At 39.4% G+C, this 24,173-nt stretch carries 21 protein-coding genes; 13 read left to right on the forward strand and 8 right to left on the reverse strand.

Going from position 1 to position 24,173, the window contains the following annotated elements; genetic code table 11:
• Positions 1-20: 20 nt before the first annotated feature.
• Positions 21-3,755: a DUF4132 domain-containing protein gene (locus tag PR761_RS03295; protein WP_154611124.1), complete on the reverse strand. Its 3,735-nt coding sequence runs from the start codon at positions 3,753-3,755 to the stop codon at positions 21-23.
• 385 nt (positions 3,756-4,140) lie between these two features.
• Here PR761_RS03295 and PR761_RS03300 point away from each other — a divergent pair, with 385 nt between their 5' ends.
• The 4 genes from PR761_RS03300 to PR761_RS03315 all read left to right on the forward strand — a co-directional run bounded on the left by PR761_RS03300 (position 4,141) and on the right by PR761_RS03315 (position 7,249).
• On the forward strand, positions 4,141-4,533 hold the full coding sequence (locus PR761_RS03300; RefSeq protein ID WP_115164319.1) for a RidA family protein: 393 nt from the start codon (positions 4,141-4,143) through the stop codon (positions 4,531-4,533).
• A 24-nt stretch (positions 4,534-4,557) separates the two neighbouring features.
• A complete protein-coding gene (locus PR761_RS03305) occupies positions 4,558-5,526 on the forward strand; it encodes a threo-3-hydroxy-L-aspartate ammonia-lyase (protein WP_115164318.1) in 969 nt (322 codons plus the stop codon).
• 83 nt (positions 5,527-5,609) lie between these two features.
• Positions 5,610-6,254 carry a helix-turn-helix transcriptional regulator gene (locus PR761_RS03310; RefSeq protein ID WP_039854046.1) on the forward strand — a complete coding sequence of 215 codons (645 nt, stop codon included), beginning with the start codon at positions 5,610-5,612 and terminating at the stop codon, positions 6,252-6,254.
• A 110-nt stretch (positions 6,255-6,364) separates the two neighbouring features.
• On the forward strand, positions 6,365-7,249 hold the full coding sequence (locus PR761_RS03315; RefSeq protein WP_154611123.1) for an alpha/beta fold hydrolase: 885 nt from the start codon (positions 6,365-6,367) through the stop codon (positions 7,247-7,249).
• 45 nt (positions 7,250-7,294) lie between these two features.
• Here PR761_RS03315 and PR761_RS03320 read toward each other — a convergent pair whose 3' ends face one another.
• The gene (locus PR761_RS03320) at positions 7,295-8,179 is read right to left on the reverse strand and encodes a 4Fe-4S binding protein (RefSeq protein ID WP_115164317.1); all 885 of its coding nucleotides are present in this window, start codon (positions 8,177-8,179) and stop codon (positions 7,295-7,297) included.
• 223 nt (positions 8,180-8,402) lie between these two features.
• Here PR761_RS03320 and PR761_RS03325 point away from each other — a divergent pair, with 223 nt between their 5' ends.
• On the forward strand, positions 8,403-9,560 hold the full coding sequence (locus PR761_RS03325) for an iron-containing alcohol dehydrogenase (protein WP_039854048.1): 1,158 nt from the start codon (positions 8,403-8,405) through the stop codon (positions 9,558-9,560).
• A gap of 326 nt (positions 9,561-9,886) precedes the next feature.
• A complete protein-coding gene (gene ydeE / locus PR761_RS03330; RefSeq protein WP_039854049.1) occupies positions 9,887-11,074 on the forward strand; it encodes an efflux MFS transporter YdeE in 1,188 nt (395 codons plus the stop codon).
• Between the two features lie 134 nt (positions 11,075-11,208).
• Here ydeE and PR761_RS03335 read toward each other — a convergent pair whose 3' ends face one another.
• Positions 11,209-12,393, reverse strand: coding sequence for an MFS transporter (locus PR761_RS03335; protein WP_112836771.1), 1,185 nt, complete (start codon positions 12,391-12,393; stop codon positions 11,209-11,211).
• 108 nt (positions 12,394-12,501) lie between these two features.
• On the opposite strand from PR761_RS03335, the gene PR761_RS03340 reads away from it, so the two are divergent.
• Complete coding sequence (locus PR761_RS03340) at positions 12,502-13,401, forward strand: LysR family transcriptional regulator (protein WP_039854050.1); 900 nt, start codon at positions 12,502-12,504, stop codon at positions 13,399-13,401.
• On the opposite strand, the gene PR761_RS03345 is transcribed toward PR761_RS03340, so the two are convergent.
• Positions 13,398-14,240 (reverse strand): helix-turn-helix domain-containing protein, encoded by an 843-nt coding sequence (locus PR761_RS03345; protein ID WP_115164314.1) that lies wholly within the window; start codon positions 14,238-14,240, stop codon positions 13,398-13,400. The genes PR761_RS03340 and PR761_RS03345 overlap by 4 nt on opposite strands.
• Before the next feature lie 141 nt (positions 14,241-14,381).
• On the opposite strand from PR761_RS03345, the gene PR761_RS03350 reads away from it, so the two are divergent.
• From PR761_RS03350 to PR761_RS03360, 3 genes are all read left to right on the forward strand, one after another.
• On the forward strand, positions 14,382-14,930 hold the full coding sequence (locus PR761_RS03350; protein WP_154611122.1) for a GNAT family N-acetyltransferase: 549 nt from the start codon (positions 14,382-14,384) through the stop codon (positions 14,928-14,930).
• Between the two features lie 198 nt (positions 14,931-15,128).
• Positions 15,129-16,556 (forward strand): Na+/H+ antiporter NhaC family protein, encoded by a 1,428-nt coding sequence (locus PR761_RS03355; RefSeq protein ID WP_006812991.1) that lies wholly within the window; start codon positions 15,129-15,131, stop codon positions 16,554-16,556.
• Positions 16,557-16,571: 15 nt separating this feature from the next.
• Positions 16,572-17,561 (forward strand): D-cysteine desulfhydrase, encoded by a 990-nt coding sequence (locus PR761_RS03360; protein ID WP_006812992.1) that lies wholly within the window; start codon positions 16,572-16,574, stop codon positions 17,559-17,561.
• Positions 17,562-17,602: 41 nt separating this feature from the next.
• Here PR761_RS03360 and PR761_RS03365 read toward each other — a convergent pair whose 3' ends face one another.
• Positions 17,603-18,526 (reverse strand): DMT family transporter, encoded by a 924-nt coding sequence (locus tag PR761_RS03365; RefSeq protein ID WP_154611121.1) that lies wholly within the window; start codon positions 18,524-18,526, stop codon positions 17,603-17,605.
• Positions 18,527-18,628: 102 nt separating this feature from the next.
• Here PR761_RS03365 and PR761_RS03370 point away from each other — a divergent pair, with 102 nt between their 5' ends.
• Entirely contained in the window at positions 18,629-19,507 is an 879-nt protein-coding gene (locus PR761_RS03370) for a LysR family transcriptional regulator (protein WP_154611120.1), read from the forward strand.
• Here the strand turns inward: PR761_RS03370 and yqfB are convergent.
• Entirely contained in the window at positions 19,496-19,825 is a 330-nt protein-coding gene (gene yqfB / locus PR761_RS03375; RefSeq protein ID WP_006812995.1) for a N(4)-acetylcytidine aminohydrolase, read from the reverse strand. The genes PR761_RS03370 and yqfB overlap by 12 nt on opposite strands.
• A 93-nt stretch (positions 19,826-19,918) precedes the next feature.
• On the opposite strand from yqfB, the gene PR761_RS03380 reads away from it, so the two are divergent.
• A complete protein-coding gene (locus PR761_RS03380; RefSeq protein WP_006812996.1) occupies positions 19,919-20,725 on the forward strand; it encodes a GNAT family N-acetyltransferase in 807 nt (268 codons plus the stop codon).
• Between the two features lie 43 nt (positions 20,726-20,768).
• On the opposite strand, the gene PR761_RS03385 is transcribed toward PR761_RS03380, so the two are convergent.
• The gene (locus PR761_RS03385; protein WP_154611119.1) at positions 20,769-21,695 is read right to left on the reverse strand and encodes an acyl-CoA thioester hydrolase/BAAT C-terminal domain-containing protein; all 927 of its coding nucleotides are present in this window, start codon (positions 21,693-21,695) and stop codon (positions 20,769-20,771) included.
• A gap of 500 nt (positions 21,696-22,195) precedes the next feature.
• On the opposite strand from PR761_RS03385, the gene PR761_RS03390 reads away from it, so the two are divergent.
• Entirely contained in the window at positions 22,196-22,981 is a 786-nt protein-coding gene (locus PR761_RS03390) for a GNAT family N-acetyltransferase (protein ID WP_039854054.1), read from the forward strand.
• A 67-nt stretch (positions 22,982-23,048) separates the two neighbouring features.
• Here PR761_RS03390 and ddlA read toward each other — a convergent pair whose 3' ends face one another.
• On the reverse strand, positions 23,049-24,152 hold the full coding sequence (gene ddlA / locus PR761_RS03395) for a D-alanine--D-alanine ligase (RefSeq protein WP_006812999.1): 1,104 nt from the start codon (positions 24,150-24,152) through the stop codon (positions 23,049-23,051).
• Between the last annotated feature and the right edge of the window lie 21 nt (positions 24,153-24,173).

Raw genomic sequence — 24,173 nt, forward strand, 5'->3', positions numbered from 1 at the left:
TGAATGTGCTAATTATTGAATTACCAAGGGGTTTTCTTTTCCCATTCAGGGTCAAAACCGGCACAGGCATCAGCAACTTTCAGATAATCTGCATAACTTTCTGCCAGAAGGATCGGAGGAACATTTTTCAATTCAAGATAGCTGCGATTCCATGAACTTTTTTGTGATTGGTCAAAACTCAAAGAATAAAGTACCGCTGGAATATTTTCTTCAGGCACATAACTTCCACTAAATTCGATATATACATAGCAATCTAAGCTAGCAAAATATTTCGAATAGTGGCAAAAACTTCCACCGTCTTCGGCTTGACCACGTTGATAGCCCATCTTGGTTAATACGCCGCGTAACGTATAGGTATCCGTGACCCAACCTTTTCTATCTTCAATTTCTGTGAGTGTTAACTCTAATTCAGGAATTTTATGTTCCATTTGTGAGAACAAAAATTTCACTTTGTAATCTTTAAAATGCGCCATCCACGCTTTACGATCCGCATCAGACAATAACGCCGCATGGGCCAGTTTGATTGACGAATCCGCACTTAATTCGACCTCATCATCCTCAAGATCCAACAAACTCCCATCATCGGATGGACGGAACTGATTAATCACTTGGTCATCTTTAACTTCTAGCCAAACCAGTCTTTCAATTAAGCCACGCATAATGGGATGATTTTGAATATATTCTTGCCAATCTGCTGTACTCCACAAACGCTCTGCACACATTGCTTCATACAAACGGGCGGTTTGTAACTCGATGACTTGCTTTAGTTCTTTTTTACTTAATGTGAGTAATTTTTTCGATTCTTTAATCAGTTCTTCATTGTCAGTTTTACGCGCCGCAGGTAAGGCTTTGATCTCTTTACCTTCAGGGTTAAATAGCACCAATTTTTGTTGGGCATCTAACTTGGCGGTAAAGGTTCGGTCACCATATTCCAATACCAATGTCCCCGTTTCATCCATACCGGCGGTTGGAATAGTACGATCTGCCAACTCATCTGCACTCCAGCCATTACGCTGTGCAATGATGGCAACTAATCCACGGGCTTTTTCCTGTACTGAGGTTGTCCGATAGCGGCGAGACAGTGACAATAATAGTTGGATAATCAGAGGGTCATTACTGACTGCAATCGCGTCAATCATCGCTTCGATTTGAGCACGGCGTTGATAATGGTCACGCATATAGTTACGGAGCATCGTGACGGCAATATGCCCTTCAATGCCACAAATTAGCGCCAACATGCCTTTATCACTGATAGCAGAACCTAAATAACGGCGCAAAACTTCATTTTTGATATCGTTATACGTCTGCTCCAGCGTGTAATTTTCATATTGTGAATAATACTCTGGCCAGCGTTTGAGCCAATTTTGATAGTTAGCCAGCCGCTGAGGAGCATCTCGCTCAGCTTCTGCCATTGCGACTTCCAAAGATGGGCCTGCAATATCTTGGTTGATAAAACTGTTCAGAATAAAACTACCCAGTTTACGCTGGCTATCTACGGATAATAGGCTGATATAACGCTGCAACAGCCCATTACCTGCTGGCATTTTTAATTTCACCGCAAGGATGATCCACCAGCGAATAATCGCCGGATCGACTGCTTTATTATCCTGCCATTTCAGCGCAGGGATCGCGCCTAAATCAAACCACGCCATACTAGCTGGCGCTTTACCTTTCAGGCCTGTTTGGGCTTCGGATAATAAGACTTTTGGCGATAAGTAGCTGGATATATCTTCACCGAGTTGTTCCAGAGCCGTCAGTAGTGCCGCACGAACTACTTCTCGTTTTTCTTTCTTCAGTAATGCATACAGCGGTTTTAATGAATCTGGGTGTTTTAAGCGCGCTAACCATTCAATTGCCGTGACACGAATTTCTTGCTTACCGGATTCTAATCCCTCAGCGGCACTCACATGAATATTTGGCAACGTTTCTAATAATTTTTGGGCGCTTAACCGGTGGGTTTTATTTTCCCCCAAGGCAAGTTCCATGATCCGTGGAATAAAGCGCGCAGGAACCTTTGGAAATAATGCTAAGACATCAATCGCGTTGGCAGCATCATATTCTTGGTAATTTCGGTGACCTTCATGCTGAGGGATCAATCCTAATGCTTCACTTAAGAAATCAGGATATTGCATAAAGAACGGCCAGACCTGCTCCGCGTCTTTAAACATGGATAGACCATCGGTATAAGAACGCAAACACAGATCGGCAATCAAGCGATTTGGGTTTTTAAAACGACACAGCTCAAGTCCAGCCTCAAGTTGACGCAATTCTATTTGGGAAATAATCCGTTGCGGCAGCCCTCGAGTAATATGGTAACTTGAGAAATTATCGGTATCTGGACGGTTATGGTTTATCAAGCGTAATGCATGAAATAACGTGAACTCAGGAAGATTAGAGATGCGTTCTTTATGCGTAATGACGTTATATTCATGGTCAGAAATCACCCCTACGCCGGTATTTAGTTTGGTTAATATCCCCGCACACTCATCTTCGTTGTGTTTTTGAAGTTCAGCATAGTGACGTTGTGCCCACGTATATTTATGTTTTTCTTGCTTATTTTCCTCTAATTCTCGTTCCGCATTTTCTTTAGCTTTTTGCTCCATTTCACGGAAGTTAGTCACTAAAATATCAACTGCACTTTCAGGAAGTGGCGTATCTTCAAGCATAATAATTTCAGGTAACTCAACCTCTTCCACTTCATTCGCGGTATCCATCACGTCGAAGCGGGAAATAGCGCTTTCAATACTTTTTAATACGGTTTTATTGGTTTCAACGTTTAACGCTGCTTCAAGAACATCACGATCTTTACCAATACGTGCAAACAGATCCGCCGCTTGAGTTCGCTGTTTAGGGGTGCCTTCCAATAACACTTTGGTTAAATGCATTTTGACAGATTCAGCGGGTAAGACTGCCACCACCGGCTCTGCGGCTGTACGTACTGTTTTTAATGCGCTGGTGGCAAATAACACTAAACTATCAGCGAATTCGCGGCTCAGATCCTGATCTTTTTTCAGGTGATCGATGAGTTGAATTTGCCCTGCTGCTGACAATGTATTGACCAAAGTCTGCTTAACAAATTCTTGCTCTGCCAGTAAATAGGCTTTTAATCCCGGAATGGCAAAGAATAAATTTAGGTGGTCATAGTGGTAATCAGAGAGATTTTGGCGATCAAAAATACCATACAAAATGGTATTGGCAGGTTGCTCAGCCTCTGTCTCAACTAACTGACTGAGTAGCTCTAAACTCCAATGTTTACGATGCTCGTACTTTGCATTACGGGAATTATCGAATGTCGTCCCAAACGCATCACACAGTAAATACATCATCCATGACGGTAGTTCAGGCGTCAGTACTTTTATATTCGCTTCTTGGCAAATGGCTGCGAGCACCTTTGCAAAGCGGGCAATTTGGATGGGGGTAATGTCATCACCGACTTTGGAATATAATTTATGACGGGCATTTCTACTTTGGCGAATCAGCTTTGAATACGGGTTAGCATCAAAATTATTACCTGGCCACCACCAATCAACAGTACCTGGTTTGTCTAATAAAACGGTCGCTTTTTCTTTATCTAATTGACCCAGTTTCATCAAAATTTCAGGGGATTTCCCCTCAATAACATAGTCAAACAGCTCTTTGGGTAAGCTTTCTTCAAATGCCGCTAATGGTAAGAGGGTTTCTTGTAAATATTGCAGCCCTGCCGTTGCCCCTTTTTCACCATAAATTGGAAGAAGGTCAAATGTAACTTTCGCCATGTTAATTTCCTAAATGTATTTATATAACAAATTCTTACCATTTTTTGTGGTGAGTCTCAATTTGATTATTCTTATTCCTGATTATTTAATTTTTATACTTAAATTTTCATTTGGAATTAAATGCCAATAATTTAAATATCCTCAATTAATCCCCCTCAAAAAACTGTACTAATCTCTTAATATTGGGGGATTCAATAACAATAACGGCGCAATGACAATTAACTCCAGAAATAACAGCTATATTTATTTTTATCCATTTTTGTATCTTTAATCATTGTTTTTTGCTCATGCTATTGCTCATTTAAACACCATAAATCCATTGACTAGATCAACAGTCTAATATTAGACTGTTTGTATATTCTATCTAGAACACTGGAAAACGAAAATGAAAAACTCGATTACTTACACAAATGCTCAAGGGCTGATCCCGCCTCGCGGGCATTATTCGCACTGCGTGACAGCCAATGGGTTTATCTTTATTTCAGGACAACTGCCTGTTGATAGCCACGGTACAGTCCACACAAATGTGCCTTTTGCACAACAAGCCGAACAAGTATTGTCAAATTTAGAGGCCTGTTTAACGGCGTGTGGCGTGGGCAAGCAACATCTTGTTCAAGTTCGTGTCTATATTGCAGATATGAATGACTGGCAGGTATTTAATCAAATTTATGCTACTTGGATTGGGGAATATCGCCCTGCTCGTGCAGTAGCAGGCGTTTCAGAGCTACATTTCGGCGCTGGCTTAGAAATTGAAGCTACCGCGGTTGCAACAAACTAAATCATGAATCAATGGGGTCACACTATGAAAGAATTAATATTACCCACTTACCAAGATGTTGAAGCTGCCTCTGCACGCATTGCTAATTTTGCGCATAAAACCCCTGTAATGACATCCTCAACGATAAATAAACAATTTGGGGCTGAATTATTTTTTAAATGTGAAAACTTTCAGCGGATGGGTGCATTTAAGTTCCGAGGTGCACTTAATGCACTCGCACAATTCACGCCACAGCAGAAAAAAGCCGGTGTAATTGCGTTTTCTTCCGGCAACCATGCTCAAGGGATCGCTCTGGCGGCACAAATTTTGAACATCCCTGCAACAATATTAATGCCTCTGGATGCCCCTGAAGTCAAAGTGGCCGCTACAGAGGGATATGGTGCAAGTGTTGTCAGATTTGATCGTTATACCCAAGATAGAGAGCAATTGACTCAAGAGTTGGCAACCCAACAGGGGCTTACAATTATTCCACCTTTTGATCATCCGCATATTATTGCTGGGCAAGGTACATCAGCCAAAGAGCTATTCGAAGAAGTTGGCGAATTGGATGCCTTATTCGTTTGCCTTGGTGGTGGCGGATTACTGTCCGGTTGCGCGCTATCAGCGCGAGCATTATCCCCTAATTGTAAAGTTTATGGCGTAGAACCGGAAGCCGGCAATGATGCCCAACAATCGTTTAGAAGTGGCAAAATCGTGCATATTGAAACCCCAAAAACGATTGCGGATGGTGCGCAAACTCAACATATTGGGCATTATACTTTTGCCCTGATCCAACAAAATGTTGATGATATTTTGACTGCCACGGATGAACAATTGGTTGACTGCATGAAATTCTACGCTGAAAGAATGAAAATGGTCGTAGAGCCAACGGGGTGTTTATCCTTTGCGGCGGCGGTAAAGATGAAAGAAGAATTACGCGGTAAACGTATCGGTATTATTGTTAGCGGCGGAAATGTGGATATTAAACGCTTCGCAGAATTAATGTTAGCTTAAGCAATTAATGCCCCTTCTCTATTAGAATTTCTACAAATAGTTTAACATTGAACAAGATATCGAAAAGATGAAGGGGTATGGTCATGGCAAAACCAAAAGAAAATAGCCTACTGGCTCAAGTCGAAGCCATTGCAAAAGGTCTCAGTGAAACTTTTGCCCCGTTTTGTGAAGTGGTTGTCCATGATTTGAAAAATCCAGAGCGATCTATTTTATCTATTCATAACAATCTATCTGGGCGCAAAGTGGGTGAACCCACGACCGAATTAGGATTAGCCAGAATAGCATCCGCTGATTTTCCAAATATTATCGCCAATTATGCAAACCAATTTCCAGATGGCCGTCCGGCAAAAAGTACGTCGATCGGTATCAAAGATGAAAATGGTCAATACGTTGCAGCACTGTGCTTAAATTTAGATATGACACAGTTTCGCAGTATGCAAAGCATGCTTTCTCAATTTACCGAAGTTGGTTGCAGCCCAATTAAAGAGCATCTTGAGCCCATTGGTAGTGAAGCCATTCGCAGCCGTATTGATCAGTTTGCCGCCTCTCTTGCTGCGACGCCACGATCACTAAAAGCGGATGAGCGTGTCGCTCTCATTGAATTACTACGCCGGGAAGGTCTTCTGGATATCAGAAAATCTATGGATACTATTGCCCAGCATCTTGGCGTTTCTCGAGCGTCTGTCTATTTATACGCAAAAAAAGATAGCGAGTTTACTAAAAGTTAACAGGAACGAGGATAGGTATTTTTGTTGGTATTGATTATCTGTTTTTAGCCATAGCCTTTTAGACAGACTTACTGCATAAATAGCCTATCGTCACAAAACATGGAAATAAAATGACAAATACTGCGCCTTTACCTCTGTATTATGATTCTTTTGGGAAACCAGAAAACCCTGCCGTTGTACTGATCCCCGGTTTAGGGGGGCATAACATTAGTTGGACCACTGAATTTTGCCAACAAATTGCCGATGCGGGGTTCTATATTCTCCGCCCTGATAACCGTGATGCGGGTCTATCACCCCATTTATCTGATTATCCGTCGATTGATATTGCTGAACTCTCGAAGAAATTACAGGCTGGAGAGCCAATTGACGTTCCCTATACGTTATTTGATATGGCTGATGACTATATTGCGTTATTAGATAATTTATCCATTGAAAAAGCGCATATTGTCGGGCGCTCCATGGGAGGGTTTATCGCTCAAATCATTGCGGCGAAAGCTAACCATCGAGTACTCTCTCTGTGCCCAATTATGTCATCTACTGGTAATCCGAACTTACCACCAAGTGAACCTGACGTTATGCAGATGCTCACCAGTTCTGGTGCTGATCCTAAACAAGATTTAGATGCCTATTTAGCCGGACAAATCGCATTTTATCGTCGAATTGGCTCAACTTGCGTCCCATTTAATGAAGAACATTGCCGCAATTATCTTTTGCAAGCTTTAGCTCGAAATTATTCTCCTGAAGGAACTAAACGCCAGCTGGTTGCCACTGTAGTGACTGGTGATCTAAGGCCTCACTTACCCAACGTGACCGCATCAACATTAGTGATCCACGGAGCGGTTGACCCGTTATTCCCAGTTACCTCAGGTCAGGATATTTTTGACAATATTCAAAATGCTGAATTAGAGATTATTGATGGTATGGGACACGACACACCGCCAGAGTTAAATCCAATCATTGCCGACATGATTATTTCGCATATGCAAGGTTGCTAAGTCTGACTGAGTGCGGATTATTGTAAGCGCTCCTCTAGGAGCGTTTTACAACCATCCTTGTTTTTGATGTTGGGTACATATAGGACAGATTTTCTTATCCTGCTCCCATGAAAAGAATGGCAATTGGCATTTCTGGCAAGTGCTATCATGATAATGATAAATCGTAGGTTCGCTATTTTTTGCAACATGGGGATGTACATGAATAGATTGTGGAAAACAGACCACCTGACAACTCATACATCCCGTGCAACGCTTCTCATCCACTTTGAATTGGTGATCTTCAATTTCAATCGCTTGCTCATCGCACACTTTGGCGCAAGCGCCACATAAAATACAGCTCGCCGCATCTAATTCAATCTGAAACCAACTATCTTCAGGATAGAATTGTTTCCTCGCGTTTAAACCGGTTTTCACCATTCCTTTATCTAGGGGTTGCAGATCCAGTTTTTGACGAAATAACATTCTACGGCGTCCACTATCTACGGGAGCAGGTTCAGTGATTGTTAATCGCCAGATAGGCTCTTGTAGTGCTTGTAACTTGAGATTTAAGGCTGCCAACGTAGGTAACCATTTATCCACCAGTGGTTCAGGGATTTGCATCCCACGGATAGCATATTGACGGTGCCATACAATAAGCTCTTCTGTACTGGCTAACGGTTCATCATGGCTAATCACCAAATCACTATCTTGGTAAGTGCGTTCATGTGGAAGAATATTTTCAATTGCATCGACTGGGCAACTAAACAAACAGTTACCACACTGGTAACAGAGTTGGTCATCAATTTTCGCATCCATAAAACCAAAAGAAATAGCGTCTACCGGACAACTGGTTGCACAGTTTTCACAGAGGCTATTTTTCAGTCGCTTTCTCACGCACCTATCATTGATAACAGGCTCAGGAGGAAGATCTAAATGGATAAAACGACGCATAACTCTTTTCCCAATCACATCGGATATTAGTTTATTTAATTCAACTCTAATCAATATAGTAGCGAATTTATTTATAAATAAAACAATATGACAAAATCTGCATATTTTATGGCGTATACTATATCAATTCATATTATTTGATAATCAAGTAACTGTTTTTGATCTGGCGTAAATCTACAGATGCCAAATGATTTTTCCTGCAATTCCCAACAAAGGTTTGTATATGAATAATTTTGAGTTTTACAATCCAACCCGTATCGTTTTTGGTGAAGGCAAAATTGGCGAACTAGATCGCTTAGTTCCTACAAATGCAAAAGTTTTAGTGCTGTTTGGTGGCGAAAGTGCTCGAAAAAATGGCACTCTTGATGAAGTCACGGATGCATTAAAAAGTCGCCAAGTTGGCTATTTTGGTGGGATCGAAGCAAATCCACGTTATGAAACATTAATCAAAGCTGTCGCCCTAATTGAAAATGAAGGCTATGATTTTTTGCTTGCTGTCGGTGGCGGTTCAGTGATTGATGGGACCAAGTTTATTGCGGCTGCGGTGAATTATCCCGGGGATAAATGGGAAGTTGTGACCAGCGGTGGATCAACCATTAAAACTGCCCTTCCTTTTGGTACCGTACTCACCTTGCCTGCGACCGGTTCTGAAATGAATAAAGGCTCAGTGATCACCCGCGAAGAACTGCATTCTAAACTGGCGTTTATGAGTGACAAAGTATTTCCACAATTTTCTATTTTAGACCCTGTTAAAACATACACTTTGCCCCCTCGTCAAATCAGTAATGGGGTTGTAGATGCATTCGTGCATGTTATCGAGCAATATTTGACCTACCCGGTCAATGCCAATGTTCAAGATGCGTTTGCTGAAGGCTTACTAAAAACCTTAATTGAAATTGGTCCTAAAGCGCTGGAAAACCCAACGGATTATGATGTCCGAGCCAATTTAATGTGGACCGCTACGTTAGCATTAAACGGTTTAATCGGTGTTGGTGTTCCCCAAGACTGGGCTACACATATGTTAGGACACGAAATTACCGTGCTATACGGATTAGACCACGCCCAAACTTTAGCAATCATATTGCCTTCCATGATGCATGAAAAACTAGCGCAAAAGCAGGCTAAAATGGCGCAATACGCTGAGCGAGTTTGGGGTATTCATGACGGTAGCGAGAAAGAAAAAGCGTTAAAATCTATTGAGTTAACTCGCCAATTTTTTGAATCAATGCAAGTTAAAACGCGTTTCAAAGATTATCAATTAACCCAAGATGTTGTTGAACCATTAGTCGACAGCTTAGTGGCCCATAATATGGTGACATTAGGTGAGCATGGGGATATTACACCGGAAGTTAGCCGTCGCATCTTTATCGCATCATTATAATTTGTTGAGATATTGACCCAGTATAAGAGCGCAATTTATTGCGCTCTTTGTCTATTAATAATTTAAGATGGCTCTATTTTAATTAATTAGAATAATTGATTTATTTTTTAGACAGTTATGTTAGCAGCAGATAACTCTGCTAAAGATTAAAGCTCGATTCATAGCCAGATCATTGATTGGCAATGGCACAATAGCCTACTCAAAATATTGTTTTAGTTTTCACTTCCTACAAGCCATTTATTAGCGTACTAATTTTATGTATTTTATATAACTGATTTGCATAAAACATGTGTATAACAAAAATATTGTCTTCTAGGTCGTGAGTCATGTTGTCTAAATCTAATATCTCCAATACAGCGCTGTTAGTTTCCTCACTTCTCCTCACTATTGGGCGCGGTGCAACTTTACCATTTATGGCGATTTACCTCACAAGGCAGTACCACATGGCAATCGACATTGTGGGTATTGCCATGACAATCGCGTTAACGGTTGGTGTACTCTTTAGTATGGGGTTCGGAATACTCGCAGACCGTATAGATAAAAAACGCTGCATGTTAATTGCGGTCATTGCATTTATTTGTGGTTTTATCGCCATTCCATTGATGAATAGCGCACTATTGGTAACCGTTTTTTTCTCATTAATAAACTGTTCTTATTCTGTATTTTCTACCGTCTTAAAAGGCTATTTTGCGGATACACTCTCCTTAGCCCTTAAAACCAAAGTATTTTCCCTTAATTACACGTTTATTAATATTGGATGGACAGTTGGCCCACCCATCGGCACTTGGTTGCTGATGTACAGCGTTAATTTACCGTTTTGGCTCGCGGCCATTTCTGCAGCTGCGCCTATCTTTTTTATTCAACGCTTCGTTCAAAGTACGAGACCGGCCAGTTATGTCGATGGTCAACCACGGGTATGGAACCCAAAAGCGATGCTACACGACCGTGCATTAGCGTGGTTTATTCTCTCCACATTCCTCGGTTCATTGGTATTCGGTTCATTCATGACATGGATCTCCCAATATATTATTACCGTTGCGAATAGCGATTTTGCTCAAGCTGTTATTGGGGTGATTTTACCGGTGAATGCGATTGTTGTTGTTTCTTTGCAATATACGGTTGGTAAGCGAATTACGCCTGAAAATTTAAGGCGACTAATGACCATAGGCAGTATGTTCTTTGTTGCTGGTTTAGCGGTATTTATGGGGGCTGGAAACAATCTCTATCTATGGGCACTGGGCTCGTTTATTTTCACCCTCGGTGAGCTTATTTACGCCCCGGGAGAATATATGCTGATTGATAGCATTGCTCCCGAAGGCATGAAATCGAGCTATTTCTCAGCACAAGCACTGGGGTTATTGGGAGGTGCATTTAACCCAATGATGACAGGATTCGTGCTAACCGAACTACCGGCTTATTCCATCTTTATTATTCTGATGGTTGTGACGGTACTGGCTTGGCTGAGTATGTTGAATGGCATGAGGATAAAAAATAATCAAACCTTGGCTATCTAAAAGAAATCCCGCTAATGATACCCTCCTTAGCGGGATTCTCTGGTAACTACTTTCTTTTTCCAGATTGAAAAATCATTTTATGCGAACTTTTTAAGACCTACATGGTGGTCTATAACGCTTCCAACGTTTTACGTTTAATGGCAAACACAGACAACGTTGAGTTCCTGGTCGGGTCGATTTTTCTTACGAATGATAAGCAAAATAACCATGCTACCCATCAATGCTAATAAGGTTCCCGTGAAGCTAATAACGGTATAACTATATCCATGGGATAAAATACCCGCCCCAACGGCAGCACCAATGGCATTTCCAAGATTAAAAGCACCAATATTAACAGAGGATGCCAGTGCTTGCGCCCCAACAGCCGCATTCATCACTAAGATTTGAATCGGTGGTACTAATGCAAAACTACAAATACTCCAGAATAATAAACCTAATGTTGCGCCTAATGTATTAACCGCAATAAACGGAAATAGCACCATACTGCTCGCCAACAATAGAAATAATAACATTAATGTAGGGTATAAGGATTTATCTGCAAAATATCCGCCAAGATAATTACCAATACTAAATCCAACACCAATGACCACTAACATAATAGTTATTGTTTGGTCAGACGCATTAATAAAGTGCATCAGCATCGGTGTAATAAATGTATATAAGGTAAACATTGCACTTGCCCCTAATACTGTAGACAGCATGCCGAGCATCACTAATGGACGTTTTAAAATACGCAGTTCATTTTTTACATTCACAGTACTGCCTTGAAGATGACTAGGAATTGCAAAAATTAAACTCACAATCGTCACCAGCCCTAATGCTGAAATCGCATAAAAAGCCTCTCGCCAGCCTATTAACTGAGTTAATTTGGTCACTAAAGGTACCCCTCCAATTCCCGCAATGGTTAGTCCCATAAACATGGCAGCAATCGCACTGGCTTGTTTTCCCGGGGGAACTACATTGGCTGCGACTATTGCACCTAGCCCAAAGAAAGCACCATGATTTAAGCTTGTAATTAGCCTAGAAAGTGACAACGTCACCAAATCAGGCGATAGCCCAGAAAGAAAATTGCCTACTGTAAATATTGACATTAAAAACACTAAAGCTACTTTTGGGCGTTTACTGACCAGCAACAATGTCATTATAGGCGCACCAATCATCACCCCAAGCGCGTAAATCACAACCACGGCACCGACAGAAGGAATATCTTCCTGAATATTTTCAGCAATATACGGTATCATTCCCATTGGTGAAAACTCAGTGACACCAATAGCAAATGCCCCTATTGATAATGCAATAAGCGCAGTATTTATTCTCATTTTAAGATCCTAATAAAACTATCCAAATTGACCGACGGCAATTTTTCCATATTGAATGACATAGAAAAACCCGTTAAGGTGGGAATAACTTTTGCGGGAATTGCAACAATGAAAATTACTTTAGATGAGTTACAAACCTTTATTAGTGTGGTCGACAGCGGGTCAATCACTCGTGCTGCTGAACAACAATGTATGACTGTATCTACGGTAAGTAGAGCACTATTGCGATTAGAAGAAAAAGTTAAAACCACATTACTCTATCGCACCACACGCTCGATTAAATTGAGTGAAGAAGGCATTGCATTCTTGCAAAAAGCGCGAGAAATCGTCAATTTAGCCCAAGAAGCTGAAGATTTGCTTTCAGCCAGACAATCTATCCCATCAGGTAAATTACGAATTGACGCCTCCACCCCTTTCTTGACCCATGTTATCGCTCCTCTAATTCCTCTATTTTATGAGCGATATCCTCAAGTTGAGTTAGAGATCAATAATAATGAAGGCATTACTAACTTATTAGAAAAAAAGACCGATGTCGCTTTTAGGATCGGAACATTGAAGGATTCGTCCCTAAGCGCTACGTTACTTGGCTATAGCCAAAAAAGGCTCGTAGCAAGCCCTACTTATCTCGAGAAATATGGTACTCCTCAAAATATCGAGGATCTAAACAAACATTGCCTGCTCGGGTTTACAACACCGGAATCATTGAATTATTGGCCAATAGAAGATTCTAGTGGCAACTTATTGAAAATTCATCCGAATATTGCGGGCGCTAGCGGTGAAGTTTTGTACCACTTAGCATTACAAGGCACTGGAATTTTATGTTCCGCTGACTTTGTGACTTTAGATGCCTTTGCCAGTGGCCGCCTCGTCCAAGTTCTTGAACATAAAACTATCTCGATGAAACAGCCAATCAATGCGGTTTATTATCGAAATCAGGCAGTTTCCCCTCGCCTAAGCTGCTTTATTGATTTTATCAAAAAACATACAACCAAAATCGAACCCAGCTAATCCTTAGTTGGGCGTTTTCTAAACCCACTGAGTGTGATCCCAGTTTGTCGTTTGAAATAACGGCACAAATAGGAGGTATCTTCAAAATTAAGCTCATTGGCGATGCCTTGAATAGATAAGGTACCTAAATCCAGCAATGCTTTGATCTCTAAAACAACCTGCCTATCAATTAATGCTTTAGGTGGGTCTTTAAAGAAATCTTTTGTAATCTGAGATAAGTAAAATGGCGTAATAGACAGCTGTTTAGCGTAAAATTTAACGTCTCGATGTGTTTTACAATACTTCGTAATCAAATCCCAAAATCGCCAACATAATTGCGATTTACGGCTACGATCTTCCTGCAAATCAATATTTGACTGTTCAACTTGATTCGCTATTTCTAAGAAAAAATTTTGCAAATGATGACGTAATTGCAGTTTGCTAAACTCACTTTGTTGTTGAAGATAATAAAGCAGAAGTTGATGCCAATGTGTAAACAGCGTTGATTGTAGTTGTGTCATGGGTAAAACAGGATAAATATTAAAGAATGCAAATAATGGATTCGGTAAAACAAAAGCCACATCGGCTGCAAATCTTTTATCTAGCATAATGTAGTCAATTGAAAAATTTTTAGATTTTTTCTTTAACATTAAAAATGTATCGTCATACAATACTAAAATGTCATTTTTACGTACTAGATATTGTTTGAAATTAATATTAAAAACACCTCGCCCCTGCCGACAAACACACAGAGTGACATAATCCGTAGACAATAATGTATTCTGCTTTTTGTCTAAATTTGTTATTCCTGCACTAACGATATCTTGCCAATGATACTGGTGGTTTTTTAAATTTCGCATACTCATATCCTGATATTTTCCATCGCATCCTAACATAAGTTGTCAAAAGTACCCAAAATGATCGATTTTTGCGCTTATAAAACATAAATAAATACCTAAAATAAGTACCATTCTATAATGCACAAAATACAAAGGTAAAAAATGGTGTTATATACAGAACGATTAATATTGCGTCCTTGGCAACTCACTGATGCGGAAGATCTCTATCATTACGCAAAAGATGAACGTATTGGCCCTATTGCGGGATGGCCTCCTCATCAAAGTGTTGAAGAAAGTACTGAAATTATTAAAACAATTTTTATGCGCGACAATGTATTCGCCGTGGCATTAAAAGAAAATAATAGAGCTATCGGGCTCATTGGCTTATCAATTGGAAAACAGAGTAATTTACCTATTGGTGATAATGATGCTGAATTAAGTTATTGGATTGGAGTCCCTTTTTGGGGGCAAGGTTTAATTCCTGAAGCGATTCAAGAAATTATGCGCCACGGTTTTAAAAATATAAAACTCGATAACTTATGGTGTGGCTATTTTCAAGGCAATCAGCAATCAAAAATTGCACAAGAAAAATGCGGTTTTAAATATCATTCAACGTTAAAACCTCAATTTATTGAGTTGATTGGTGAAACTAAAACCGAAGAAATTAGCCGTATTAGTTACAATGAATGGATTAATTTTATTAAAAAATAATTACTGAGACGCTATCGTTTTTTAGATGGCGTTTTTTTGGAGGATAATTTATTGGTAGTTTTCCCCGCCTTGCTGATCAATTTGTAACAATCTGCTGCAATTTTATGAAAAGATCCCACAGCCCGCATCCATCAATGCTATGATTTCCTGACACTTATAAACAACACATCATATTATAAAAATAACCAAGGTAAACACATGCAGGACTACGGTATTTGGACAATCATCACTCCCATCGTCACCATTCTTTTGGCGATCCTAACCCGGCAAGTGATGCTCTCATTGATGTTAGGGATCTTGGTTGGCTTCACTGTTATCAACGATCACAATATTTTACTGGGTGTTCGCGGTACAGTTGACGGAATTATCGATACATTTGCTTCCGCAGGGAATACACGCACCATCGTCTTTATGGTCATGATCGGTGGGATTATGCGCTTAGTTGTTGTCACGGGCGGTGTACGCGCCCTCGTACAGCTTCTCACAAACAAAACCAGACTAATTAAAAATCGAACAGCAACACAATTATTGGCAATTCTAATCACATCATTGATCTTTATTGAAAGCTCAATTAACCAGCTGGTGGCTGGTGCATCAACTAAGAATTTGGCTAGACAATATGGCGTTGCTCCAGAAAAAATGTCCTATTTAATTCAAACTGCCTGTGTTTCGGTCTGCTCTTCCGCCATTATTAACGGTTGGGGAGCGGTCATTATGGGATTAATTGGAGTGCAAATCTCTCAAGGACTGATTTCTGGTGAACCTTTCGATATTTTAATTAAGTCTATCGGTTATAACTTAATGGCATGGTTATCCCTAGCAACCATTTTATTCTATGTTCTCACCAATATTTCGTGGGGACCGATGAAAAAAGCCGAAGACAAATACCAGCAACACTTTGTTTCAGGAAAGCTGACTAACACAACAAAACAAAGTGAAGAAGACGAAATAATCGAGCACCCAAATGCCTATTCAGTTCTGAACTTTTTTATTCCTATTCTCTCCACTGTATTGATGGTGCCTGTTGCCCTCTATATCACTGGAGATGGTGACTTTACTAAAGGTAGCGGATCAACATCAGTCTATTGGGGAGTCATGTTCGGTACCGCCGTTTCTTTCTGCTGGTTTATCGGAAGAAGGCTACTGAATATCGATAACTTTTTTAAAGAATTATTTATTGGCTACGCCAGTATGCTAAAAATCAGTTCGATTATGATCTTAGCCTTCTTAATGGGTAATGTATCTTCGGAACTTAACACCGGCGCTTATATTGCCGAAGTGACCCATGGAATAATGGCACCTGGTTTTTCTATTGGCTTCATTTTCATTATCAGCGCCATCATGTCCCTCGCAACAGGGACCTCTTGGGGAACGTTTGCGATAATGATCCCCATCGGTGTGCAATTGGGATTATCTGTGGGTATGCCAATAGAATATATGATTGGCGCCGCTATCTCTGGTTCTATTTTTGGCGATATGACTTCACCCATTTCAGCCGATGCGATCGTGGCATCAATGGCGACAGATTGTGACCATATTGAACATATTCGTACTCAAATGCCATATGCAATAGTTACCGCAAGCGTGGTTCTTGCGATTTATCTCTATTTAGGTTTTACCAATTAATACAGGGGAATTTAGATGTCACTTCAACAAAAATTAACTCAATTCGCTAAAGTTGACTTGCTTAAAGCATCGACCCCACTGAATCGACTAGATAATTTATCTCGTTTGTATGGGCGCGAAATTTATATTAAACGCGATGATATGACCCCTCTTGCTATGGGTGGCAATAAGTTACGTAAACTCGAATTTTTAATGGCTGATGCACTCGAAAAAAATGCAAAAGTTATCGTCACCGCAGGTGCCATTCAATCTAACCATGTGAGACAAACTGCAGCTGTCGCCGCAATGTATGGATTAAAATGTGTTGCGTTATTAGAGAATCCAATTCAAAGCGAAGATCATAATTTTCTAAGCAATGGAAATAAATTACTCACCGATTTATTTGATACTCAGTGCGTAATGTGCGATGAATTAACCGACCCTCAAGCTCAAATGGCAGATTTAATTGAATCATTAAATCTTAACGATGCCTATATTGTGCCCGTGGGCGGTTCGAATGATATTGGTGCATTAGGCTACGTTCAATGTGCCATTGAAATTGCACAGCAAAAGCCCACTGATATTGAATTTGATAAGATTATTGTCGCATCGGGTAGCGCAGGAACCCATGCCGGGCTCGCTATCGGACTGCAAGAGTTACTCCCTAACTCACAACTTATCGGTGTGACAGTTTCTCGTAAGCAGCAAGATCAAGCGCCAAAAGTTGAAAAACTGCAACATGATTTAGCTAAGTTACTACAGATTGAAAAAACACCAAAAATTACCTTATGGGATAACTTCTTTGCGCCTATGTATGGTATGCCAAACCGTGGTGGTTTAGATGCCATTAAATTGCTAGCGCAAAAAGAAGGCATCCTACTGGACCCCGTTTATACGGGTAAAGCGATGGCTGGTTTAATCGATTATCTCGATAACTCATCAGAAAAAACACCCGTATTGTTTGTCCATACTGGTGGCGCACAAGCACTATTTGCCTATGCTGAAATCAACAAAACGATAAACTAATTTTAGGGCTCTATGGGAGATTAATTCCCCCATAGAGCGCTTTATTTATCTGTACTTTTCCGATTCGTAATCACTAAGCCAAGTACAATTACACAGCCCCCCAATAAAACCATTGACGTGATTTTCTCATTTAAAAAGAGTGTACCGATGATGACTGCCGTTAACGGATTAAGTGCAATAAATGAGCCAGCACTGGCTGCACCTAACTTATCGACACCTTGGTAGTACCAAACATATGCCAATGCAGATCCTAAGATGCCCAAATAAACCAAGCTAATAAAATCATTGGAGGATAAATGTGTAATCCCTTCTATTGTTAATACACCTGTCATTCCCGAGACTAAAATAAGTAACAATGTCCCAAATAAAACAGCGTAAGTAACCGTATGCAGTGCACCAACTTCACGAATAACATGCTTGCCAGCAACCGTATAGATCCCCCAACTCACTACGCAACCCAATATCGCTAAGTCACCTTTGTTCGTCAGAAAACCACGGGTATCTGAGCTTTGATCGGACAATAGTATTACCGCCCCCGTAACACAAAGTAAGATACCGACCCCTTTAATCTGCGTTACTTTTTCTTTCCAAAGTAAAAAAGAAATTAAGGCAATCATCGCTGGATTAATGGCAACTAATAGTGCTGCTCTCGATGCAGGAATAACCTGTAACCCGTAGAAAAATAAAATTTGGTAAACAAATATCCCGCTCGTACCGAGTAACATGATTTGCCCTAACTGGGATAATGTGATTTTTTTCCAACCAATCTTGGTTAAGCTAAGTAGTGAAATCAGCGCTATGCTAGCAAATATAAAGCGTATTGTGGCCGATAATAATGGGGAAATATCCGTTTGTAATACCCTGCCAGCAATAAAGGTTCCGCCCCAAATTATGGAGACAAAAACCATCTGTAACATCATCAGATTAATGGGTACTTTCTGAGTGACTATTTTACCTTTTTCCATTTCTGCCTCTTAGAATAAGAAAGTTTGCATTTTATTGACCCAATGCAATAAGACAGATAAGTTATTTGTTATCTACTATCATAATCAAATGAGCATTTACTCATGACACTTGGACAACTTGAGATATTTACTATTGTTGCTGAATTGAAAAGCTTTACATTGGCCGCAATGCGCTTAAATATTTCCCAATCTGCCGTTTCCCATGCGATTAAATCTCTCGAAAAAGATTTAAATATCAGTTTATTTACTCGTGAACAAAATCAAATATCACTGACTGAAATTGGGCATTCATTACTGATTCGCGCTCATCATATGCTGAGCATTCAAGAAGCAATGAAACAGGAATCACTTGCAGCTAATGGTTTAAAAAAAGGTATTTTGCGGATAGGTTCATTTGGCCCAGGATCTTCTATGACAATTCTCCCTCCACTGCTTAATGCTTTTCGCCAACAATATCCTTTTATTAATATTATTGTCGATGAAGGTGATGATGAAAGTGTGGCTCGCTGGCTGCAAGAAAAACGTGTTGATATTGGATTTGTTGTATTGCCCGATGAGCGATTTGAAACGTTTAAAATAAGGCAAGATCAATTTGTTGCGATATTACCATTAGGGCACCCTCTTGCAGAATATGATAGCGTAACATTGAAGCAATTATGCGATTATCCATTTAATCTGACCCAAGCAGGATCAGGGAAAACAGTCATGGATTTATTTTCTGCACAAAAACTGACGCCCCAAATCCATTTTAGAACACGCCAGTTACTGAGTACTTTTGCCTTAGTCGCCCGTGGAGAAGCGGTCTCTATTGTTGCTCAACTCGCCATACCCGAAGAGACAACGAATTTAGTCATCAAGCCTCTATTTCCGAAAGTTGAAAGAAATGTCGCATTGGCGATGAATAACCAGAATGAAGCCTCTCCAGCGGCAAAGGCATTCATCAAACTGGTAGAAAAAATAAGTGTTCGATTACCGGACTGAATTTGTTAGGCGATAATGAATGACATACAAGCAATCTTCTGTTGGATAAATCTCGCGGATTAAATTTTTCAATGTATCTAATGCCATCGCTTCTTGTGTGGCATGATAGTCAGAAATATCGTCATAGTTGAGCGGTTCAACCGAGAGTATTTCAATATCGGTATAGTATTTTCCCGTTTCTAGCGCATAAACTTTAACAATAGAGCCAGGAACATAATGGCTTTCACTTTGGTCACGAATAGTAATCACTTTCTCGCCAGAAACTACTAATGGCAATAAACGTTCAAAAAAAGTAATTGTGTCTGGGATATTTTTCACCGTTTTTCCTTAATCTTCTCTTAATTCAATAAATGCTATCCCATGTAGTATATCAACAGCAATCTTTCGATTATCAATATTATAAGGTTTACCATGAATTTTTCAGATCACACTGCAATAACGTATAACGAAAAAAATTTTTATACACTTGAGCATCATTTTTGGTCTGCTATTTGTTTATCAACCTATGATATTACACCGACAACTGTCGCCTACTTCTCTGAGCTAAATATGCCCATATTCAACTATATTTATTTACACTCAGGGGCGACGACAGCCAGTTTTGAAGTGGCGAATGACTTATTTAAGCAGCAATCAAAGCCCTACGTTTTAGTTGTCCATTCTGCGGAATTAGCTAAATTTTCAGCGTTGATTCAAGAGTATCAACTTGTTAATGATGGTGAATCAACAGCGATGGTATTAGAACAACAGGATTTAATTAAGCAGGCGCCATGCTGTTTACCTGATTTTTATCACATTGAACAATGTAACCAAAATTTATCATGTTGGGCTGAACCATTAGTTACTGCATTTCCAGTAGACTCTGATGTTGAGGTCAAAGATGAAGAGTCTGTTATTGATCAATATATTCGCTATCATCAGCGTGCGCTGGATAAAAATATCAATATGCTGCACTTTGTCTTATTCCATCATCAGCGCCCTGTCACCAGTTTAACGCTTACGATTTATAAGGATCTGGCTCGTTTAGATGATATTGGTACTGATATTGAATATCAACGCAAAGGCCTTGCAACTATGTTAATCAAACACGCCCTTCACATATGCCATCAACACGATATAAAACGGTGTTATTTAGAAGCATCTAGCGATGGGCTCTCTGTGTATAGTAAATTAGGATTTAAGCCTATCTTTAATTATTACAGCTATATATCCGAATAAAATGTTGCCCAACCGATTTCAGTTGGGCATATTTTTATTTTATTTATTTCACTTTAATCGTTGTATACCAATGTTGAATATCATTGACTATAACTGAAGTATGATTATTCCCAGAGCTGTCTTTAAAATAATGATCTAATGTTGGATAGGTTTTATACGTTATATTCGGATTAGCAATGTCATTCATCATTTTCTCTGAACTTTCAACATCAACATTAATATCTACTAATGTCTGGATCACTAAATGCGGTTTGTTCACTGATTCAAGCAACTTTTTATTGTCAATTGTCAGAGCTTCATACCACCAATTTTTTCCATGGTTGCTAGGAAATTGGTCATCCTCTAATTGATTCTGTAATACAGCATTCGCGAACTGTTTAAATCCTTCAGTTGATGCTTCAACTTCCTCTGATGGAACACTGTTTTTTATACTATAAATAACGTCATCAATAAAATATTGCCCACCACCATTGAGTGAAATTGATGCATCAATAAAATCAATTTTTGATGCAATAATATTTGTCACTATTGCACCTTCACTACCACCCAGTAACACAATGTTTTTATAGTCTTTTTTTATTTCATTTAAGACTGTTATGTAGTTATCAACCCTTTCATAGTAAGAATCATTTTGCATATAGACTATTGGACAATCTTCAGTTAACGCACTTTCATTTTCCTTACCAGTTTGAGGGGTTAACCCTGTTTTTTCTACTAGTAAAATATCACTATTGGGTAATATCTGGCTAAAGTTAGCCATTATATTTTGATTATTTAAGATACTTTTACAATCTGACCCTTGAATTAAAACTAACAAATTTTCAGTTTTTTTTGATGTGTTTTTCAACAAGTAATAATGGATCTCTTTTTCGCCACTCTTCAGCACTTGTTTTTCATAATTGGTAGTTTCAGATAATGTAGTCACGGGATAGCTAAATACACACATGGCTATAAAAATAATTTTTTTCATTATTGCATCTCAATAAGCTTGATATTTAACCTGAAAATACAGCGTATTATTCAACAGTATCCATGATTTCTTTTGTAGATAACTTAAACCCCAATCAAGTAGCATATTCATGCCAATACGATGATTGAATTAAAGCTACCATAACAAATAAATTAATTAGATAGTATCATCTAGCTACAGAAAAAATTATCGCTCAGCGTAAACTGACCAAATAATACAATTTAGCAAGGGGACATGTATACCGCACAAAATGACCTGTTGACCTTGCTAATATGATTTATAGATATTGAATTGAAAATCTTTACATAGGAATGCGACCTAGGCCAGAAGATGAGATAGCAATCATCGAAAGTGTTGATGATTTTGAGGGTTGATATATTATCAGTAGATATACATCAATGGCTTTAGTACCAATAAGTTAAATAACAATCTTACATGGGATCAAACACGCTATATTAACCCCATATCGATTAACACGCTTTACATCAGGTAACTGAGACATGAATATTCCGCTCTACTATTTACGACATTACCAATCGATCGAAAAGACGTTTTGGACCTCGATTTGTGAGCACAGCATACAAATTGCACAACATACAATCTGTTATTTGACCCCGCTGAATTCTCCTGCGTTTAACTTTATCTACTTACAGCCTGACTCCACACATCACGCATTTATGCAGGCTTATAATCTGTTTGTGGCACAAAAAAAGAACCACACATTGGTAATCCCTGAAGAAATGTTGCCAAAAGTGGTCAAAGATATTGAAGCTCTTAATTATAAACGTGACAGCGTCACAACTGCAATGGCACTCTCATTATCCCAGCAAAAAGACGTAAATTTACCCGACAATCAAGTTGATATTGTTTTAGCCAACCATGATCTTTCCCTCTGGGCTAAACCTTTAGTTTCTGCATTTTATCTCTCAGAAGAACATGACTTAGTTATCCAAGAATATGTTCGTTATCATGAAGATGCCCTACAACAAGGTGCTCCACAATTTCACTTTGTACTGTTAGTTGATGGTGAACCCGCCACATCAATGACGATAACCATTGAAGGCGAACTTGCTCGATTTGATGATATTGGTACAGAACCTAGGTTTCAGGGAAAAGGCTATGCTTCTCAACTGATTGATTATGCATTAGCATTTTGCCGGCAACAGCGAGTTGAGCATTGTTTCTTGGATGCTTCTGAAGCAGGATTTGATCTTTATAAGAAATTTGGTTTCGAACCACTATTCCGTTATATCAATTATGTTTGGTGTGAAAATAATGCTCAGTGATTGATTTAAAAATGGATTACTACCACACTTTGCCGATAGCTAAAAACTATCGGCAAAGTGTTAGTGATTAAATTTCATCACATGCCGTTTTTAACGACGCCGTTTGCTCGAATTTTTCCATTCCCAGCTCAATTAAACGACTAATCAGCTCTTGATATGTCATTCCGCCTTGCTGCCATAATTTAGGATACATACTAATATTCGTGAAGCCCGGTAATGTATTAATTTCATTGATAACCACATCATTAGTATCAGTTAAAAATACGTCAACACGGGACATCCCACTACAATTTAAGGCTTGATAGGCTTCTAGTGCAATTTGACGAATTTTTTCACTAACAGCTTCGTCTAAATCGGCGGGAGCAACAACAGAGGCACCGTTCTCATCAATATACTTAGTGTGGTAAGCATAAAAACTATCGTGTAAAACAATTTCACCGCATGGGCTAGCGAGTGGCTGTTCATTACCTAAAACTGCACACTCAATTTCTCGCCCTTTTACTGCACTTTCAATCAATACTTTAACGTCAAATAGGAATGCAAAATCCAGCGCAGCATAAAACTCGCTCTCATTGTTTACTTTACTGATGCCAACAGAAGAGCCTTGATTGGCAGGTTTAATAAACAATGGTAAGCCCAGTTTTTCAACGGTTGCAGCATAGCTAATTTGCTCTCGCCCACTTTTTAATATCGTGATAAATGGTGCAATATTTAAACCTGCATCACGTAATAAGCGTTTGGTAACGTCTTTATCCATGCAGGCAGAAGAGCCTAAAACACCTGGACCTACAAATGGCAGATTCGCCATACGTAATAGACCTTGCAGTGAACCATCTTCTCCTAGATTGCCATGAACAATAGGAAAAATAACATCAATTTGTGGGAGTGGTTTCGCATCTTCCAGAGAGATAAATTGTTCTTTTTGCTTTCCAGGAACGATAGCAATGCTGCGTTTTGGAGTGTTTAATGCAATATGAGCAGGGTCATCACCGTGGACTAAAAAGTTGGCTTCATCATATTCATGCCATTGCCCCTCTTTATTAATGCCAATCAAGCACACATCAAATTTATTACGATCTAAACCATTAATAATATTTTTAGCTGACTGAAGAGAAACCTCATGTTCAGTCGATTTTCCACCAAAAATGACACCAACCCGGATTTTGCTCATTATTTACTCCAACTTGAAAAC

Source organism: Providencia sp. PROV210 (genome assembly GCF_028479445.1).
In the GTDB taxonomy this organism is placed as follows: Bacteria; Pseudomonadota; Gammaproteobacteria; order Enterobacterales; family Enterobacteriaceae; genus Providencia; species Providencia rustigianii.